General features: G+C 72.8%; 13 protein-coding genes. 3 read left to right on the top strand and 10 right to left on the bottom strand.

Features of this window, described 5'->3' with window-relative positions; translation table 11 throughout:
• Positions 1–18: 18 nt before the first annotated feature.
• Positions 19–1176, bottom strand: a complete 1158-nt coding sequence (locus DFQ13_RS07770; RefSeq protein ID WP_146241157.1) for a glycosyltransferase family 4 protein — start codon at positions 1174–1176, stop codon at positions 19–21.
• Between the two features lie 119 nt (positions 1177–1295).
• Here DFQ13_RS07770 and DFQ13_RS07765 point away from each other — a divergent pair, with 119 nt between their 5' ends.
• Together DFQ13_RS07765 and DFQ13_RS07760 are read left to right on the top strand one after the other, a co-directional pair.
• Positions 1296–2366, top strand: a complete 1071-nt coding sequence (locus tag DFQ13_RS07765; protein ID WP_110079379.1) for a hypothetical protein — start codon at positions 1296–1298, stop codon at positions 2364–2366.
• Between the two features lie 14 nt (positions 2367–2380).
• A complete protein-coding gene (locus DFQ13_RS07760; protein WP_110079378.1) occupies positions 2381–3787 on the top strand; it encodes an O-antigen ligase family protein in 1407 nt (468 codons plus the stop codon).
• 8 nt (positions 3788–3795) lie between these two features.
• Here DFQ13_RS07760 and DFQ13_RS07755 read toward each other — a convergent pair whose 3' ends face one another.
• Positions 3796–4761 (bottom strand): right-handed parallel beta-helix repeat-containing protein, encoded by a 966-nt coding sequence (locus DFQ13_RS07755; protein ID WP_035288181.1) that lies wholly within the window; start codon positions 4759–4761, stop codon positions 3796–3798.
• Positions 4762–5021: 260 nt separating this feature from the next.
• Between DFQ13_RS07755 and DFQ13_RS07750 the strand changes: the two genes are divergently transcribed.
• On the top strand, positions 5022–6479 hold the full coding sequence (locus tag DFQ13_RS07750) for a lipopolysaccharide biosynthesis protein (protein ID WP_052021866.1): 1458 nt from the start codon (positions 5022–5024) through the stop codon (positions 6477–6479).
• A 55-nt stretch (positions 6480–6534) separates the two neighbouring features.
• Here DFQ13_RS07750 and DFQ13_RS07745 read toward each other — a convergent pair whose 3' ends face one another.
• From DFQ13_RS07745 to DFQ13_RS07710, 8 genes are all read right to left on the bottom strand, one after another.
• Positions 6535–7092, bottom strand: a complete 558-nt coding sequence (locus DFQ13_RS07745; RefSeq protein WP_110079376.1) for an acyltransferase — start codon at positions 7090–7092, stop codon at positions 6535–6537.
• Positions 7089–8189 (bottom strand): DegT/DnrJ/EryC1/StrS family aminotransferase, encoded by a 1101-nt coding sequence (locus DFQ13_RS07740; RefSeq protein ID WP_110079375.1) that lies wholly within the window; start codon positions 8187–8189, stop codon positions 7089–7091. Before DFQ13_RS07740 ends, DFQ13_RS07745 begins: the two co-directional genes overlap by 4 nt.
• Positions 8186–9583, bottom strand: coding sequence for a glycosyltransferase family 4 protein (locus tag DFQ13_RS07735; protein WP_110079374.1), 1398 nt, complete (start codon positions 9581–9583; stop codon positions 8186–8188). The genes DFQ13_RS07740 and DFQ13_RS07735 overlap by 4 nt, the downstream gene beginning before the upstream one ends.
• Positions 9584–9585: 2 nt before the next feature.
• A complete protein-coding gene (locus DFQ13_RS07730) occupies positions 9586–10224 on the bottom strand; it encodes a NeuD/PglB/VioB family sugar acetyltransferase (protein ID WP_110079373.1) in 639 nt (212 codons plus the stop codon).
• Positions 10221–11354: a DegT/DnrJ/EryC1/StrS family aminotransferase gene (locus DFQ13_RS07725; RefSeq protein WP_233438318.1), complete on the bottom strand. Its 1134-nt coding sequence runs from the start codon at positions 11352–11354 to the stop codon at positions 10221–10223. Before DFQ13_RS07725 ends, DFQ13_RS07730 begins: the two co-directional genes overlap by 4 nt.
• The gene (locus DFQ13_RS07720; RefSeq protein WP_110079371.1) at positions 11351–12646 is read right to left on the bottom strand and encodes a glycosyltransferase; all 1296 of its coding nucleotides are present in this window, start codon (positions 12644–12646) and stop codon (positions 11351–11353) included. The genes DFQ13_RS07725 and DFQ13_RS07720 overlap by 4 nt, the downstream gene beginning before the upstream one ends.
• A gap of 30 nt (positions 12647–12676) precedes the next feature.
• Entirely contained in the window at positions 12677–16684 is a 4008-nt protein-coding gene (locus tag DFQ13_RS07715; protein ID WP_110079684.1) for a DUF4082 domain-containing protein, read from the bottom strand.
• Between the two features lie 288 nt (positions 16685–16972).
• Positions 16973–17974 (bottom strand): NAD-dependent epimerase/dehydratase family protein, encoded by a 1002-nt coding sequence (locus DFQ13_RS07710; protein ID WP_052021865.1) that lies wholly within the window; start codon positions 17972–17974, stop codon positions 16973–16975.
• Between the last annotated feature and the right edge of the window lie 3 nt (positions 17975–17977).

Genomic DNA, 17977 nt, shown 5'->3' with positions numbered 1-17977 from the left:
CCGCGCCGGCCGGGCCGGTCAGCTCTTCGTCACACCTCGGGCGATGTCCGCCACCTGAGCCGCTGCCCGCGCCCACGAGTGGTGGGCGCGCACGTCGGCCATCTCCCGCGCCACGCGGTCGAAGATCGCGTCGTCGGCGCGCAGGCGCGCGATGGTGCTTGCCAGCTCAGCCGGATCATCGGAGTCGACCAGGTCGCCGTTACGGCCGGTGACGACGATCTCGGGCATGGCGAAGGCGTTGCGGGCCACGCACGGCAGGCCCCGGGACAGCGCCTCGACCAGCGCGATGCCGAAGCCCTCGAACTTCGAGGGCATGACGAACAGGTCGTGCTCGTCGTACACCTGGGCCAGCCGCTCGACCGGCAGCCTGCCCAGGAACGTCACCCCCGGTGGCGGTTCGCCCACCATGGGCCACTCCCGGGGTCCCACCACGGTGAGGGTGAAGTCCGGGTCGACCTCGGCGCGCAACTGGGCCAGGGCGGCGACGACCTGCGGGCCGGACTTGGTGGCGAAGTCCTTGCCCACCAGCAGCAACCGGGTGCGCGGTCCTTCCCGCCTGCGCCGCAGGACCTCCTCGGGCACCGCCGCGCCCGCCCAGGTCGCGGAGGCGCCCGGGTTGACCACGTGGACCTTCGCCGGGTCCACCCCGGACACGCGGACCAGGTGTTCGGCGAACCAGCGGCTCATCGCCAGCACCCCGGCGGCCTCGGCGTAGACGCCGCGCTGGCGGTCGCGCAGCCGGATGAGGTCGGCCTCGTCGAGGGACGGGAAGTGGGTCAGCCGCCCGCGTTCGTCGCGGTGTTCGAAGAGGACGTCGTAGCTGAGGTCCTGCAGTACCAGGTACGGGCGGTCGACGACGGCGAGGTCCTGCACCTGGAGGACCACGTCGGCGCCGGAGGCGGCGACGTCGTGGCGGACGGCGGTGTCGAGGTAGCGGCGGGCGAGCCGGGAGTGCTTCCACATCGACACCCAGGTGCCGTCGACGCGGCGGGCGTTGAGCGCCTTGAGGCCGAGGCGGACCGGGTCGGGGAAGCGCACTCCAGCATCGACACAGTCGACGCCGGGGTGGTCAGGGGAGTCGGGGACGTCGCGGAGGGCGCGCCGGAGGTTCCACGGGGTGTAGGACCACGTCGGTTCCGGCTGGGGGTCCCACGCGCAGGTGAAGCCAAGTCGCACGCGGTCACCATAGCCGCCTCGACTACACGGCCAGTAACAATTCCGCCCCTCGAACGACGATAGATCCGGAGGGGCGTGCCGGCTCCGCTCGCCGGAGGCCTTGGATCGGGGAACATGAGATGGACTTCTGGAGGACCGTAGGCGTCCTGCTCCGCCGCTGGCCGGTGGCGCTGGCCGTGTTCGGCGTCACGCTGGGCATCGCGGGTGCGGTGTACGGCACGGTGCCCACCGAGTACGAGTCGAAGGGCCTGGTCATCCTGACCGTGCCCACCTCGGGCGCGACGGTGACCAACGACCCCACCAAGCCGCCCGGTGTGGTGAACCCGCTGCTCGCCTTCGACGGCAGCCTGCAGATCACCTCGCAGTTGCTGGTGCAGACGCTGAACGACCCCAAGATCGTCGAGCAGCTCACCGCGCAGGGCGCCACCGCCAAGTACGAGGCGGGCGACGGTTCGCTCGACGGCCCGTTCATCATGGTCGTGGCGACCGGTGCCTCGCCGGACGAGTCGCAGCGCACCGTCTCACTGGCCTTCGACCGGGTGCGCGAGGAGCTGTCGAAGCGGCAGACCAACCTGGGTGCGCCGGACTCCACCTTCATCAACATGGAGAGCGTGGTCGCCCCGACCCCGGCCGAGCCGAAGATTGGCGGCAAGGTGCGGGCCGCGGGCGCCGCGTTCGCGCTGGGTTTCGCCGCCGCGCTCACCTCGGTCTACCTGCTGGAGTCGCACTCGCGGCGCAAGCGCGGCGGTGACAAGGCGGGCAAAGCGGGCAAGTCCGGCCGCAAGGCCGAGGTCGCCGAGCCAGAGGAACTGCTCAGCGGCACCGCGGCGCCGGAGCCCGAGCGCAAGCCGCAGCAGGGCACCCGGACGACCAACGGCACGGGCACCAACGGCTCCGGTGTCACCGGCGCGGCCGTCAACGGCGCTGCTGTCAACGGCGCTGCTGTCAACGGTTCCGCCAACCCCAACGTCCGGTTGACCCCGGCCAAGCCCGACGGCCCGGTGAAGCCCAACGGGGCGCCCGTCAACGGGGCGCAGGTCAACGGGGCGCAGGTCAACGGCACCGACGGCAAGGGGACGGCGAACGGGGTGCTGCCGACCGGTGCGCGGCCCGTGCAGCCGCCGAACGGCGACCCGCAGGCCACCCGGCGGATCGCCCCGGTGCAGCGCCCGCCGCACCGGCCGAGCTGAGCCGCGGACCGGACATGGTGCTGCACGACCTGGCCGACGAGGGCAGGCGCACCCGGCAGCGGGCCGACGCGGCCACCCTGGTCGGCGTCTACCTGTGCTTCCTGGTCCTGGTGCCCGCCCGGCTGGTGATCGGCGGGCTGCCGCTGGACGTGCGGCCGTCGCTGCTGCTGGGCCTGGGCCTGGGCATGTGCTGGCTGTGCGCGCAGATGGTGGACAACCTGGGCATGGCGAAGGGCCCCAACCCGGCGCGCACCGGGATCTTCGTCTTCGCCGCCTCCCAGGTCGCCACCTACGGCTACGCGACGTGGAAGTACCTGCCCGCCGACGAGCTGAAGTCGGCCGACCTGAGCTTCATCACGATCCTGGGCCTGCTGGTGGTGGGGCTGCTGGTGTGCGACGGCATCCGCACCCTGGACCGGCTGGACCGGGTGCTCAAGTTCGTCGTGGTCACCTGCGCGGTCATGGCGTTCATCGGCCTGTTGCAGTTCTTCCTCGGGTTCGACCTGGTCAAGTACATGACCGTGCCGGGGCTGCGCGAGGTGGGTTCCGGGGAGTCGGTGCTGGAGCGGTCGATCTTCCGCAGGCCCTCGGGCACCGCCGGGCACCCGATCGAGTTCGGGGTGGTGTGCGGGTTCGCGGTGCCGTTCGCCGCGCACTACGCGTTCCGCACGCAGGCGGCGGGGCTCAAGGCGCGCAACTGGTGGATCTGCCTGCTGCTGCTGGCGATGGGCGCGGTGGTGTCGCTGTCGCGGTCGGCGATCCTGGGGATGCTGGTGGCGGCGATCTTCCTGATCCCCACCTGGCCGGTGCGCCGCGCCGTGCAGACCGTGGTGGCGGCCACCGGATTCCTGGTGGTGCTGCGGTTCTTCGTGCCCGGTCTGGTGGGGACGCTGCTGAGCCTGTTCAGCAACATCTCCAACGACCCCAGCATCCAGGGCCGCACCGACGACTACGACTCCACCAGCCAGACCATCGCCGACAACCTGTGGCTGGGCAAGGGCTTCGGCACCTACCTGCCCACCAGGTACGGGCCGCTGGACAACCAGTACCTGGGCACGATCGTGGAGAACGGGCTGGTCGGGTTGGCGGCGCTGATCGCGGTGTTCCTGCTGGGCATGTGGGCGGCCGGGGCGGCCCGGCGGGCCACCCGCGACCCGCACGTGCGGGACCTGGCGCAGACGATCCTGGCCTGCATCGCCATGCTCGGGGTCTCCAGCGTCACCTACGACACCTTCGCCTTCAAGATCGCCAGCGGGTTGATGTTCATCCTGATCGGCGCCGCCGGGGCGCTGATGCGGATCAACCGGGCGACCTCGGGCGGGATCTCCGGGCCGACGCTGCGGTTCTCCGCCAAGGCGCTGGCCGCCTGGGCGGCCCGGGGCGTGGCCACGGCTCGTGACCAGGCCCGGGAGCCCCGGTGACCGGCGGGTCAGCGCTTGACCTCACCGCCGTCGGCGAAGGTGTTGCCCGCCCAGTCCAGTTGCCCGGCGACGTTGGCCGGGCCGTAGACGAACGACTTGCCGAACACGTTGTTGCGGATGGTCCGGTTCGAGCCGTTCGGGTCGAGGTAGATGGTGTAGTTGCCGCCGTCGAGCCAGTTGCCCTCGATGAGGACGTTCGACGGGGCGCCGCCCTCGCCGCCGATGAGGATGCACGAGGTCTGGTGGCGGGGGTTGGAGATGGTGTTGCCGCGGATGGTGATGTTCGAGCTGCCGGTGGACTGCACGCCGTCGTTGTGCGGCTCGTCGCTGTCGAGGCCGGTGTACTCCAGGTCGTGAATCCAGGAGTACTCCAGGGTGCTGCCCTGCTCGGTGTGCACGCCGTCGTTGCAGCCGTGGATGTTGACCCGGATGGTGTGCACCCGGTTGAAGCCGATGCCGTAGCCGCAGCCCTTGCCGCTGCCCGCGATCTCGGTGTCGATCACCTGCAGGTTGGCGTACTGGTCGAGCTTGTAGATGCCGTACGGGGCGGTGGTCTTGATCAGCGAGCGGGTGATGCGCACGTTGTCGGCGGCGACCCGCACCGAGCAGGGAATCGACTTGCCGTCGATCACGGTGCCCGGCTTGTCGATGACCAGTTCACCCTTCTCGCAGTTCATGGGGGTGAGCTTCACGCCGGTGTGCTGGTAGCCGGTGTTGTGCGGGCCGGGCTGGGCGCTGGGCGGGGGCGGCGGGGCGGCCTGCGGGGGCGGCGCGACGGGCTTCGGCTTGGCGGCCGTGGTGGTCACCGGGGGCGGGGCGGCGGTGGTGGTGCTGGCAGGCGGGGCGGTGGTGGGTGGCAGCAGCGTCCCGGTGGGGGTGGCGCTCGTCGGGGTGGTCGATCCGAGGGTGGGCGGCGGGCCGCCGTCCGCGCTCTCGGCCTCACCGCAGCCGCCGAGCAGCAGGGCGGTGGTCACGACCGCGGCGAACGCCCCGGGTCTGGAACGGGGACGCCTATCTCGAACAGATCTCATCCTGGTAACTCCTCATTCGTTCCGGGTGGCCACGCACGACACGCGCCCATTCCCGGTCACCTTTTCCCGACGCCAGTCGATCACCGCAGGCCTTCTTACCCGAAATCCTCGTGCACGCACACCCCGGGGGCAACCGGTCACCCGGGCGCCCCGTCCACACCACCCGCGCGCAGGCAGCCGCGGCGAGCCCGTCCGGAGTCCCGGTGACCACACCCGACCAGTCCACCGAGCCCGCCGCGGCGCCCGCGCCCCCGGCGGAGGGCAAGGTGCGCAAGGCCCTGGGGCTGAGCTTCCTCAACACCGTGACCGGCAAGCTGGGCACCCTGCTGACCGGGGTGCTGCTGGCCCGCATCCTGGCCCCGGAGGACTTCGGCGCGTTCGCGGTGGCGCTGGTGGCGCTCAGCGCGGTGCTGGCGGTCAACGAGCTGGGGGTGAGCCTGGCGCTGGTCCGCTGGCCGGGCGACCCGCGCGACATCGCCCCGACCGTCACCACGATCTCCCTGGTCAGCAGTGCCGTGCTGTACGCGGTGTGCTGGTTCGGCGCGCCCGCGTTCAGCGCCGCGCTTGGCGCCCCGGAGGCGGCCGGGGTGGTGCGGCTGCTGTGCGCGTCGGTGCTGATCGACGGGGCGACGGCGGCGGCGGCGCAGTTCGTGAACCGGGAGTTCCGCCAGGGCGTGCGGCTGGTGGTGGACCTGTCGAACCTGGGCCTGTCGACCGGGCTGACCGTGGTGCTGGCGCTGGCCGACTTCGGCCCGGCGAGCCTGGCCTGGGGGCGGATCGTGGGCAACGCGCTCTCGGCGCTGCTGCTGTTCCGGCTGGTGTCGCTGTGGCCCCGGCCCGGCTGGGACCGGTCGCAGGCCCGGGAGCTGATCAAGTTCGGGCTGCCGCTGGCGGGGGCGTCGCTGCTGGTGTTCGCCATGCTGAACGTGGACTACGTCGTGGCGGGCCACCTGCTCGGCGCGGTCGCGCTGGGCCTGTACCTGCAGGCGTTCAACCTGGCGAGCTGGCCGGTGAACATGTTCTCCACGGTGGTGCGCCGGGTGTCGCTGGCGGCGTTCGCGCAGGTCCAGCACGACCCGGAGGAGCGCGAACGGGCGCTGGGCCGGTTCGCGCAACTGCTGGCGCTGACCGCGCTGCCGGTGTCGGCGCTGCTGGGCCTGCTGGCGCTGCCGATCATCCGCACGCTCTACGGCGAGCAGTGGGTGGGTGCGGCGGAGGCGTTGCAGTTCCTGGCGATCCTGGGGATGGCCAGGGTGGCTGGGGAGCTGGCCTACGACTACCTGGTGGCGCTGGGGTTGCCGGGGCGGACGCTGTGGATTCAGGGCATCTGGACCGGTGGGCTGGTGGTGGCGCTGCCGATCGGCGCGCTGGTCGACGGAATCCGGGGGGTGGCCGCCGCGCACGCGGTCGTCGCGGTGGTGCTGATCATGCCCGCGTACGGGGTCGCGGTGCGCCGCACCGGGGTGTCGCTGCGCCGCGTCCTGGCCCTGGTGGTGCGGCCGGTGCTGGGCTGCGCGCTGCTGTGCGCGGTGGTCCTCGGCGTGCGGGTGCTGCTGGACCAGACGTTCGTGGAGCTGCTGGTGGCGGGCCTGCTCGGCGTCCTGGCCTACGCCGCGGTCGTGTGGCCGATGCGGAACCTGCTCAGGAAGCCCGGTTTCTGACCGTCGGAACAGGACAGTGGCCCGTCCCGGGCGGGAACGGGCCACTGTGGACTGTTCAGGTCGCGCGCAGGCCGGGGCCGTCCTGGACGTGCCGGGTGCCGCACCCGGTGCAGCGCAGGTCGGCGGGCAGGCGCTCGCCGCAGACGCAGACCCACGCCTTGAGCCGGGCCGGGTTCCCGGCGACGAAGGCGTGCGCGGGCACGTTCGCGGTGACGACCGCCCCCGCGGCGGCGAAGGCGTACTCGCCGATCTCGGTCCCGCACACCACCACCGCGCCCGCCCCCAGGCTCGCACCGCGGCGGACCAGGGTGGTGTACAGCTCCTCCGGTCCCTTGCGCAGGTGCGCGCGGGGGCGCAGGTCGTTGGTGAACAGCACGTTCGGGCCGAGGAAGACCTCGTCCTCGCAGGTGACCCCGGTGAAGACCAGGGTGCCGTTCTTCACCGTGACCCGGTCGCCGAGCACGGCACCGGTCTCGACGAACGCGCCGTCGCAGATGTTGCAGTCGCGGCCGACCTTGGCCCCGGGCAGCACGTGCGCGAACGCCCACACGCGGGTGCCGTCGCCGACGTCCTCGCTCTCGCAGAGGCCCCTGGGGTGCACGTACGGGGTCACGGCACGAGCCCGGACAGCACCTCGACGACCCGCTCCTGCTGCGCCGGGGTGATCTCGGCGAACAGCGGCAGCGACAGCAGCTCCCCCGCGGTCTTCTCCGCGACCGGGAACGAACCGGTGCCCAGCGCGGAGAACGCGCCGGTGCGGTGGACCGGGACCGGGTAGTGGATGCCCGCGCCGATGCCCGCGGCGTTGAGGCCGGCCAGCACGCGGTCGCGGTCGGCGACCCGGACGACGTAGAGGTGCCACACCGGCTCGTTGCCGTCGAGCACGACCGGGCGGCCCACCGACGGCAGCGCGGCGAGCAGGTCGTCGTAGCGGGCGGCGGCGGCCCGGCGGGCGGTGTTCCAGCCCTCCAGCCTGCGCAGCTTCGCCGAGAGGACAACCGCCTGGAGGGTGTCCATCCGGCTGTTGAAGCCCAGTTCCGGGTGCTCGTACTTGCGCGGCGAACCGTGCTCGCGCAGCAGCCGCACCCGCTGGGCCAAGTCGGCGTTGTCAGTCACGACACCGCCCGCGTCGCCGTAGGCGCCGAGGTTCTTGCCGGGGTAGAAGCTGGTGGCGGCGATGTCGCCGAGCGACCCGGCGGCCCGGCCGTGGCGGCGGGCACCCTGCGACTGCGCGGCGTCCTCCACCACGGCCGCGCCCACGGCGTCGGCGATCGGGCGGATGCGCTCGACCGGCGCGGTCTGCCCGTACAGGTGCACCGGCAGGATCGCCTTGGTGCGCGGGCCGACGACGGACTCGAGCTGGTCGACGTCGATCAGCAGGGTGTCGTCGGTGCAATCGACCAGGACCGGGGTGGCGCCCGCGCGGGCGACCGCCTCGGCGGTGGCGATGAAGGTGTTGGCGGGCAGCACGCACTCGTCGCCGGGGCCGACGCCGAGGGCGCGCAGCGCCAGCTCGATCGCGTCGGTGCCGTTGCCGACGCCGACGCAGTGCGCGACCCCGCAGTAGGCGGCGAACTCGGCCTCGAAGGCGCCGACCGGGGCGCCGCCGATGAAGGCGGTCTTGGCCAGGACCTCGGCCCAGCCCTCGGCCACCTCGTCGGCGACCTGCGCGTGCTGCGCGGCCAGGTCGACCAGGGGGATGGCGGTCATGGTGCGGTCCTTTCCTGCGGTGCGGTCGCCGCGGACGTGGGGGCGGCGGTCGGGGGCGTGGGCCCCGGGACAGTCTGCGCGGCGGTCGCCTGCGCGGCGACCGGTGGCCCGGGGGCCGTCGTCGCGGCGGCGGTGCTGGCGTGGGCGCTGAGCTTGGCCATCTCGGACTTGGCGTTGGCGTCGTCGACCTGGAGCCTGCCGCGCCAACGGGAGACCTTGCGGTTGACCTTGTAGCGGAAGATGCCCGCCGACGCCTGGGCGGCGTCGGCAAGGCGGGCGTCCAGGGCGGGGCGGTGGGCCACGGCGTGCGCGTACTCGTCGAGGACGATGCCCGCGGCGCGGCGCAGGCTGAACCGGGTGTCGACCAGCCCGCGGCCGTACTCGCCCAGCCGGGCCCGGGTCTCCGGGGACTCGGCGAGCACCCGGATCGACTCGGCGAGGGCCGGGACGCCCGCGCCCCGGCTGCCCGGGCCCAGGCCGAAGAAGCCGTCCCAGAGGAACCGGTCCACGGTGGACTCCTCGAACAGCTCGCTGAAGCCGTCCTCGCCGACGACCACCAGCGGCTTGCCGAAGGCCATGCCGCGCAGCGCGGAGCTGCCCATGCCGACCACGACGTCCGCCGCGGCGTAGGCCGGGCGCGGGTCGGCCAGCTCACCGGCGAGCACGACGACCCGGCGGCCCGCGCGCGCGTTCGCCCGCGCCGCCGCCTCGGCGACCTGCTCCCTGGCGGGTCCGTCGCCCGCGATGACCAGTTGCACCCGGGTTCCGCTGAGGCTCAGCTCGGCGACCGCGGCGCAGGAGGCGAGCAGGCTCTCCAGCTTGAGGTCCGGGGCGAGCCTGCTGACGATCGCGACCAGCGGCAGCTCCGGGTCCAGGCCCAGGTCGGCGCGGAAACCGGAGGCGTCGACCGCGCCGGGGTGGTCCTGGGCGGTGTCGACCGGGGGTTCCAGCAGGGTGACCCGGGTGTGCCCGGCGGCGCGGGCGGCGGCGGCGATCTGCTCGGTGCCGACCATCAGCGGCACGGTCCGGGGGAAGAACGGCACGACCGACATGGACATGACCGTGGCGACGGTGGCGTGCGGCGCCCCGCCCGGACCGGCTGCCGCGGCGATCGCCTCGACGGCGGGCGGCCACTCGAAGCCGTGCACCACGTCGACGGCGCCGCTGGCCGAGAGCGCGCGGAGCTGCCGGATGACCCGGGCCGATGGCCTGCCGCGCTCCAGCGGGATCTCCACGTGCGGCAGCCCGGCGGCGCGCACGCGCTCGACCACCACCCCGGGGGCGGAGAACACGACGACCTCGTGCCCGGCGTCGCGGACCTCGGTGGCGAGCTGCACGGCGTTGATCTGCGAGCCGCCCAGTTCCATGGCGTGCGGGTAGACGATGATCCGCATGGCTAGCGCAGCCTCCGTGCCGGGTTGCCCACCCAGGTCTGCCCGGTCGGGACGTCGTCGAGGACGATCGAGCCCATCCCCACCACGGCCCGCTCACCGATCGTGCGGCCCTCGCGGACCAGCGCGCCCTGCCCGAGGTAGGCGTCGCGGCCCACGGTGACCCCGCCGCCGAGCGAAGCGCGACCGGCGAAGGTGGCGAAGTCGCCGATCACGCAGTCGTGGGTGACGAGCACGTGCGGCATGGCCACCACGTGCCGCCCGACCGGGACCGGGGCGGTGATCACGGCACCGGCCAGCAGCACGGTGCCCGCGCCGAGGTCGGTGCCCGGGGCGACCGACGCCGCCGGGTGCACGACGGTGGCCCAGCGCTCGTCGGGCAGCCCGACCCGCTCGACCAGCGCCGCCCGGGCGCCCGGGCGGTGCACCGAGGCCACGCACGCGACGGCCAGGGCGTCCGGGTGCTCGGCCACCAGCTCCGCGCCGCCGAGCACGGCCACGCCGTCGAGGTCGGCGCCGTGCTTGGCCGGGTCGTCGTCCAGCACGCCGAGGGGGGTGAACCGCTCCGGCAGCGCGCGCAGCGCGGCCAGCACCTCGCGGGCCAGGCCACCGCCGCCGAGGAGCAGCAGCGGGCGGGCGGTCACGCCGGTTCCACCACTCGACCGACGGCCGCGGCGAGCGAGTCCACCACGTGCCGCTGCTCGTCTTCGGTCAGGTCGTGGTGCACCGGCAGGATCAGCGAGCGGGCGGTCAGGTGCTCGGTGACCGGCATCGGCGCCGAGGGGTGCCCGGCGTAGGCGGGCTCCAGGTGCGAGGCCATGATCCCGCGCCGCGCGGACACGCCCGCGGCCGACAGCGCGGCCAGCACGCCGTTGCGGTCGGGCATGTCGTCGGCCAGCAGCACCCAGAACGACTGGTAGTTGGTGGTGCCGTGCGCCGGGTCGGTGACCGCGCGCAGGCCGGGCAGCCCGGCCAGCAGCTCGTGGTAGCGGGCGGCGATCTCGCGCCTGCGGGCCACGATGGCGTCCAGCCTGCCGAGCTGCACCAGGCCCATGGCGGCCTGGATGTCGGTCATCCGGTAGTTGAAGCCGGTCTCCAGGTAGCTCTCGACGACCGCGCCGCCCGCGGCGTGGCGCTGCGCGGCGGACACGTTCATGCCGTGCTCGCGCAGCCTGCGCAGCCGCGCGCCCAGCTCGGGGTCGTCGGTGGTGACCATGCCGCCCTCACCGGTGGTGATCAGCTTGCGCGGGTGGAACGACCAGGCGGCCAGGTGCACGCCCGCGCCGACCGGGGCGCCGTCCAGGGTGGACCCGGCGGCGCAGGCGGCGTCCTCGACGATCGGCAGGTCGCCGACCACCGCGCGCAGCCCGGCGATGTCGGCCGGGACCCCGCCCTGGTGCACGGCGAGGACCGCGCGGGTGGCCGGGGTGAGCACGGCGGCGACGGTCTGCCCGGTGAGGTTGCCGGTCAGCGGGTCCACGTCGGCGAAGACCGGGGTGGCGCCGCAGTAGCGCACGGCGTTCGCGGTGGCGATGAAGGAGAACGACGGCACCACGACCTCGTCGCCCGGTCCGACGCCGAGCACGTGCAGGGCCAGGTGCAGGCCGGTGGTGCAGGAGGAAACCGCGACCGCGTCGGCGGCGCCGACCCGTTCGGCGAAGCGCTGCTCGAACTCGGCCACCCGGGGTCCCTGGGCCACCCAGCCGGAGCGGACGACGGCGGCGACCGCGTCGGCCTCCTCCGCACCGAGCAGCGGGCGCATGACTGGGATCACCGGGTCCTCCTCGACGGTTGCGGGGTGGCGTGCGGTTCGCGTTCGCCGTCACCCTCTGCATCCATCGGGGAAGCCGCACCGAACGTTGCACCCCCGGCGGCGGGACTTTCGCCACCCGCCACTGTGGACCACCCCAGCCGCTCGGCGAACACCCGCGCCCGCTCGGCCCACGAGTGCCGCAGGGCCACCTCGCGCCGCGGGCGGGGGGCCCGGCCGGGCCGGGTGGCGGCGGCGACCCCGGCGACGAACTCCTCGGCGTCGCGCGCCACCAGCAGGTCGGCGCCCTCGTCCTGGAGCCTGCGGTGCGCGGGCAGCTCGGAGGCCACCACCGGCAGGTCCGCCGCCAGGTACTCCAGCGTCTTGAGCGGGAACGACGCCCGGTTGAACGCGGTGTCGGCGTACGGGCACAGCCCGACGTGCATGGCGGCCAGCCAGCCGGGCAGCTCCTCGAACGCGACCGCGCCGACCGCGTGCACGTTCGGCCGGGCCAGCAGCGCGGGCGCCCGCTCCGGCTCCCACGCCGGGTCGCGCGGGCCGACCAGCAGCAGCCCGACCCCGGTGTCGGCGACCGCCTCCAGCAGGGCGATGTCGATCCGGGCGGAGAGCTGCCCGACCACCCCGGCGACCGTGGCGGGGAAGCCGTCGGGCAGCGGGTTGGGCACCAGGTCCGGGACGCGGGCGTAGGCGTCCGGGTCGCAGCCGTTGGGCAGGTCGGTCGAGCCCGCGCCGAAGCGCAGCCAGCGGGCGGCGAGCTGGGGGCTGACGGTGAACACGACGTCGGCCGCGGCCAGCGCGCGCCGCTCCTCGGCCTCCAGCTTGGCGGTGTCCTGGCGCATCAGCGCCGCGCCCGCCACCCAGTCGTCGGTGCCGTAGAGGACGTCCACGACGTCGTCGCCCCAGTGGCCGAGGACGTCGTCGAAGGAGCAGGCGATGACCGCGGCCGGGGTGCGGCCCAGTTCGCGCAGCGCGGACCGGACCTGCGCGCGGACCAGCGGCCAGGTGGTCAGCCGGATGCCCGGCCTGGTCAGGCCGGGCAGCACGACTGGGGTGAGCCGGTGCAGGCCGGGGGCGGCCTCGCGCAGGTCTGCCCGCCAGGACCGCCCGCCCGGCGCGACCCCGCGGTAGCGCCGCGGGGTCGCCGGGGAGACGGGCGGGTCGACCCAGAGCACGTCGGCGTAGCGGGTCAGCCGCTCGGCGAGGTGCCGCTCGGTGCCCCGCACCCCGTCGAAGGTGACCCCGGAGGCGACCACGACGAGCCGCCGGTCGCCGGGTGCGGTCGTCGGCTCGCGCATGGTCGTCTTCCTCCGGTCAGCCAGGGGTTGTCACGGGTTCTGGTCGAACACCACGTCGACCCAGTAGTTCGCGCCGCCGTAGGAGTCGCCCGGGAAGCCGGACCCGCTGCGGTACACGCCGTTCGGGTTCGACCCGGCCGACAGCGGCGGGCTGGACACGCTGGTGCGCTGGAAGTACCCCGCGTCGGCGGAGTAGCGGCCCACCGCCGTGGTGTACGAGCCGACGTAGGTCTGCCCGGCGGTCACCTGCACCGGGGTGTCGAAGATGAGCGTCTGCCAGCCGGACGCCGTTTCCCCGGTGAAGGTGCCGGTGGCGAGCTGCTGACCGGTGGCGCTCCACAGCGAACCGGTGTGCGTGCCGGTGTTGAGCGCCCCCTTGTGGAACTTGACGCCCTTGACCCAGCCGGTCGTGGCGGGCACGAACCGGACGCCCAGCTCGTAGGCGCCCCCGTCGTTGGACGACTCGACCGCGGGGACCATGGCCTCGCTGAACAGCGAGCACGGGCAGGTCTGGGTGGCGACCGGCCACAGGTTCCACAGCGAGGCGCCGGGCATGATCACGCCGTTCGCGTCGGCGATGCGGATGCTCACCAGGTACGGCGCCCCCGGCACCAGCCGGGCGCCCGGGGTGAAGGTCACCGTCTTCTGGTCCGCCGACAGGGTCAGCGCGCCGCCGACCTTGGCCCAGCCCGGGTCGGTCATGGAGAACTGCGCGGAGTCCAGGTCGACCGGCTCGGAGAACGTCACCGACACGGTGGTGTCCAGCGGCACGTCGCCCGCGCCCGCGGCCGGGGTGCGGGAGACGATCGTCGGCGGGGTGGTGTCGCCGTTGGCGCCCGCGGTCCACACCACGTCGACCCAGTAGTTCGTCGCGTTGTAGGAGCCGGTCGGGAAGCCGCCGCCCGCGCCGTAGCGGTAGAGGCCGTTTCCGCCGTAGGCGCCGTCCTTCACCGCGTGCATGGACTTGTAGTCGGCGCTGGTCTTGAAGTACTCGCCGGTCGCCGAGTAGCGGCCGACCGGCGCGTAGTACGACACCACGTAGGTCGTGTTCGCCAGGACGTTGACCGGCTGGGTGAAGGTCAGCGTCTGCCAGCCGTTCGCGGTCTCCCCGGTGAAGGTGCCGGTGGCGAGGCGGGTACCGTCGACCGACCACAGCGAGCCGGTGTGGGTGCCGGTGTTGCCGTCGCCCTTGAAGAACTTCACGCCGAGGACCTGGCCGCGCACGTCGAACCGGACCTTGGTGCCCAGCTCGATCGCGGACACGTCGTTGACCGCGTTGACCGCGGGCACCGCGAAGTCGTCCCACACCGAGCACGGGCAGGTGGCCGCCCGGGGCACGCCGGTCTTGAACTGGAACTCGTGGTTCTGCGGCGCGTTGCCCGCCAGGTCGTAGGCGCGGGTGGACACGTAGTACGTGGTGCCGCCCGCCCACGGGTTGTTCGGGGTGAACGTGACCGTGCGCTTGTCCGCGGCCAGCGTCGTGGTGCCGGAGATGCCGCCGCCGGGGCCGTTGACCGCGACCAGCGCCGAGGAGGCGGTGACCGGCTCGTCCCAGACCACGGTGATCGGGGCGGTGAGCGTGACGCTGCCCTGCCCGTTGGTGGGCGAGGTGCTCGCCACCTCCGGCGCGCGGGTGTCCGGGCCGGGGTCGAGGGCGAACACGACGTCGACCCAGTAGTTGGTGGCCCGGTAGCTCTCGGCCGGGAAGCCCGACGCCCCGACCCGGAACACGCCGTTGGGGTCGCCGACGACGCTCTGCTTGGCCGACAGCGGTTCCAGGCCCTTCGCCGAGGTGGCGAAGTAGTCCTGGTCGGCGGCGTAGCGGCCGGTGTCGGTGTGGTAGGAGGCCACGTAGGTGGTGCCCGCGGTGATCGGCACGGCCACCGGGAACGACAGCGTCTGCCAACCGGTCGCGGTCTCCCCGGCGAAGGTGCCGGTGGCCAGCTTCTGACCGGAGGCGGTCCACAGCGTGCCGGTGTGCGTGCCGGTGTTGCCCGCGCCCTTGTAGAACTTCACGCCGCGGACGTAGCCGTCGGCCTGGGCGGTGAACTTCGTGCCCAGCTCGACCGCGCTGAGGTCGTTGGCCGACGGGTTGGCAGGCGCGTCGGTGGCGTTCCAGATCGAGCACGGGCAGGTGCGGGTGTTGACGGTGATCGCCCGCGACAGGACCGCGGACAGGTTCGCCGAGTCGTCGACCGCGCGGACCCGCAGCGTCTTCGCGCCCGACGACGGCGGGGTGAAGGTGTGGTTCCAGGTGTTGGTGCCCGCGGTCCAGGTGGCCGCGCGCCAGGTGCTGCCGTCGACCGAGACCTCGACGCCCGCGACCTTGCCCGCGGCGTCGTTCACCGTGCCGGAGAAGGTGTACGGGGTGGCCACCGTGGGGTTCGGGGTGGCGTTCACCGCCACCACCGGGGCGGCGGTGTCGGTGCTGGCGGTGGTGGCGGTCAGGCCCGGTTGCAGGGTCGCGGCCTGCACGCCCATGTCGGCCAGGACGTTGACCGTCGCCTGCTTGATCCGCACGTCGGAGGTCGGCATGTCGGTGCGGAAGGCGTGCTCGTCCTCCACGCCCCAGGCCCACTGGACGGTGCCCGCGCCGAAGACCAGGGCGCCGCTGGCGGCCCGGTACAGCGTCAGCGCGTGCGTCTTGGTGCCCGAGCGGTAGAGGTCGCCGTGGTTCTGGAGCACGTAGTCGCCCTGCATGGTGACCGTGGTGCGGGAGAGCTGGGCGACGCCCGCGGGCTGGGAGCCGTTCTCCTCCACCGTGTCCCACTCGTAGCCGAGGGTGCCGGGCTGGAAGGTGTAGCTGTCGGTGGCGGTGGCCAGCGGGGTGTTGCGCCAGAGCCGCATCTTGCCGTACGCGGCGGGCACGGTCAGCGAGTCGTCGCGGCGGCCGTTGACGGTGAAGAGCTGGCCCAGCAGGGAGTTCTCCGGCCTGCCGCCGTCCGAGGGCGGGCTGAACCGGGGGTCGCGCCAGGTCCCGGTCCACTGCGGGCTCGGGTCGATCTTGGCGTTGGCCTTGGTCTCCTTGTAGATGATCATGTTGCGCCACGGGGTGGCGGAGGCGTCGATGCTCGGCGCCCAGCGGTGCTTCCAGAAGATCTCGTTGCCGGTGAGGAACGCCATGTGCACCCCGGCGTCGCGGGCGGCCTCGACGTTGTCGCGCTGCTCGACCGACCAGTACTCGTCGTGCCCGACGGCCATGAACACCTTGTGGTTCTTGATCAGGTTTCCGCGCCTGGCCGAGTCCACGTTGGTCGTGTACGTCATGTCGTACCCGTTGGCCTCCATGAACTTCAGCATCGGGTACTCGGCGTTGAAGATGTAGTTCTCCTCGCCGCCGCCGGTGATCGGGCGGTTGTAGCTCACCCCGTAGGAGGAGCCGCCGTCGCCGGGACCGGTGCCGGTGTAGAGGCTGTTGCCGCCGTAGCGGTTGTAGGCGTGCCAGGTCGCGTCCGAGGTCTGGAAGGCGATCTTGGCGGTGCTGCTGTCGTCGCGGACGACGAACGGGATCTCGTTCTCCCCGTTGGTGTCGTTGCGGTGCAGCACCGCGTAGTACAGCCCGGAGACCGCGTAGTTGGGCACGGTCCAGGTCAGCGAGACCGCCCAGTTGCCGCAGTCGACCATCTGGGTCGGGGCGTCGACCTTGCAGTCGGGCTGGCTCTGCGGGTTGACCCGGTTGACCGTGCCCATCTTCCGCGCGCCCGCGCCGCCGTAGTGGCCGAGCCGGTAGATGTCGATCTTGTAGCTCGCCGCGTCCGTCTTCACCTTGAAGTTGACGGTGCCACCGATGTTGGTGCTGATGTCGGTGGTGAACCCGGCGATCGAGTCGTCGATGCCCGCGACCTGCCAGTTCGGGTCGCCCAGCTCGGTGTTCTCGCAGGCGACCCGGTTGACCACCGGCGCGGTGCAGGCCGCGGCGGCCGCCGGGGGCGCGAACACCACCGCGGGCACCGCCGCCAGCCCCGCGGCGAGCGCCACCACCGTCACCCTGGACACCGAACGCCGAACCACCGTGCCGATGGCGTGCACTGCGCGCATCAGCCGCTCCTCCCGCACACCGGGCCGCGCTCCCGCGCGGTCCCGAAATCCCACAGTTTGTCCGTACTTGTCACCGTGGGTGAGGCAGCAAGTTCCGAAGGCGTGCGCACACCGCGATCAGCTCTCGCGAGCCCGCCGGGGTCACTCCTGTGTAGACGGGATCGAGTCGGGAAAACCCTTCGTTACAGGGCGTCGGCACAAAACACGAACTCGCGGAGTACGTCACCTTTTCGCCGGAACCCTGGGCGGCCGGATGCACACCCTCGGTGAAAGTCGAGGGTGGCGCGGTCACTTCCCGGATTCGGCGCGCCACCACGCGACGAGGTCGCGCAGACCGGTGTCCATGCCGATCTCGGGCTTCCAGCCCAGGTCGTGCGCGGCGGCGCTGATGTCGGCCAGCCGCCGGGTGACACCGTTCACCTTGCGCTCCGGGCCGTGCTCGACGCCGAGGTCGGAGTCCATCGCCGCGAGCAGCGCCCTGGCCAGCCCGAGCAGGCTGGTCTCGGAGTGGCTGGCGATGTTGTAGACCGCGTCGGTGACGTCGGCGCGGGCGGCGAGGAGGTTGGCCCTGGCGATGTCGTGCACGTGCACGAAGTCCATGGTCTGCGCGCCGTCGCCGAAGATCAGCGGGGCCTTGCCGTCGACGATCCGCTCCATCCAGCGGATCAGGACCTCGGTGTAGAGGCCGTGCACGTCCATCCGCGGGCCGTAGACGTTGAAGTAGCGCAGCGCCACGTAGTCGAGGTCATACATCGCCTTGAAGCTGCGCAGCATCCCCTCGTTGAACGCCTTCGCGGCGCCGTAGAAGGTGTCGTTGTTGTACGGGTGGTGGCGCTCGGTGGTGGGGAACTCCTCGGCCAGGCCGTAGATCGAGGCCGAGGACGAGGCGATGACCTTCTTCACCCCGGCGGCGGCGGCCGCCTCCAGCACGGTGAAGGTGCCGTCGACCAGGACCTCCAGCGCCAGCCGGGGCTCCTCGGCGCACTGGGTGATGCGGATGGCGGCGAGGTGGAACACCAGGTCCACGCCCGTGCTCAGCTCGCCCATCAGCTTCGGGTCGTTGATGTCGCCCTCGACGAACCGCAACCGGTCGCCCGCGGCGGCCCGCGCGTCGGCCAGGTTGGCCATCCGGCCGCGCACCAGGTTGTCGACCACGACGACCTCGGCGGCGTCGGCGGCGATGAGCTGGTCGACCACCGAGGAACCGATGGTCCCGGCGCCACCGGTGACCAGCACGCGCTGACCGGCGATCGGTTGGGCTTTTGCCGACGGGGCGTGGTTGTCCGCCATGGT

This window comes from Actinokineospora spheciospongiae (assembly GCF_003182415.1).
In the GTDB taxonomy this organism is placed as follows: domain Bacteria; phylum Actinomycetota; class Actinomycetes; order Mycobacteriales; family Pseudonocardiaceae; genus Actinokineospora; species Actinokineospora spheciospongiae.
Note: the sequence above shows the minus strand (reverse complement) of the source record. Positions and strands in the feature narration are given on the sequence as shown.

Excerpts from the sequence above, each read along its gene's own strand:
- DFQ13_RS07765 (WP_110079379.1), top strand. The coding sequence starts at position 1,296 with ATGGACTTCTGGAGGACCGTAGGCGTCCTGCTCCGCCGCTGGCCGGTG.
- DFQ13_RS07760 (WP_110079378.1), top strand. The coding sequence starts at position 2,381 with ATGGTGCTGCACGACCTGGCCGACGAGGGCAGGCGCACCCGGCAGCGG.
- DFQ13_RS07740 (WP_110079375.1), bottom strand. The coding sequence starts at position 8,189 with ATGACCGCCATCCCCCTGGTCGACCTGGCCGCGCAGCACGCGCAGGTC.
- DFQ13_RS07735 (WP_110079374.1), bottom strand. The coding sequence starts at position 9,583 with ATGCGGATCATCGTCTACCCGCACGCCATGGAACTGGGCGGCTCGCAG.
- DFQ13_RS07720 (WP_110079371.1), bottom strand. The coding sequence starts at position 12,646 with ATGCGCGAGCCGACGACCGCACCCGGCGACCGGCGGCTCGTCGTGGTC.
- DFQ13_RS07715 (WP_110079684.1), bottom strand. The coding sequence starts at position 16,684 with ATGCGCGCAGTGCACGCCATCGGCACGGTGGTTCGGCGTTCGGTGTCC.
- DFQ13_RS07710 (WP_052021865.1), bottom strand. The coding sequence starts at position 17,974 with ATGGCGGACAACCACGCCCCGTCGGCAAAAGCCCAACCGATCGCCGGT.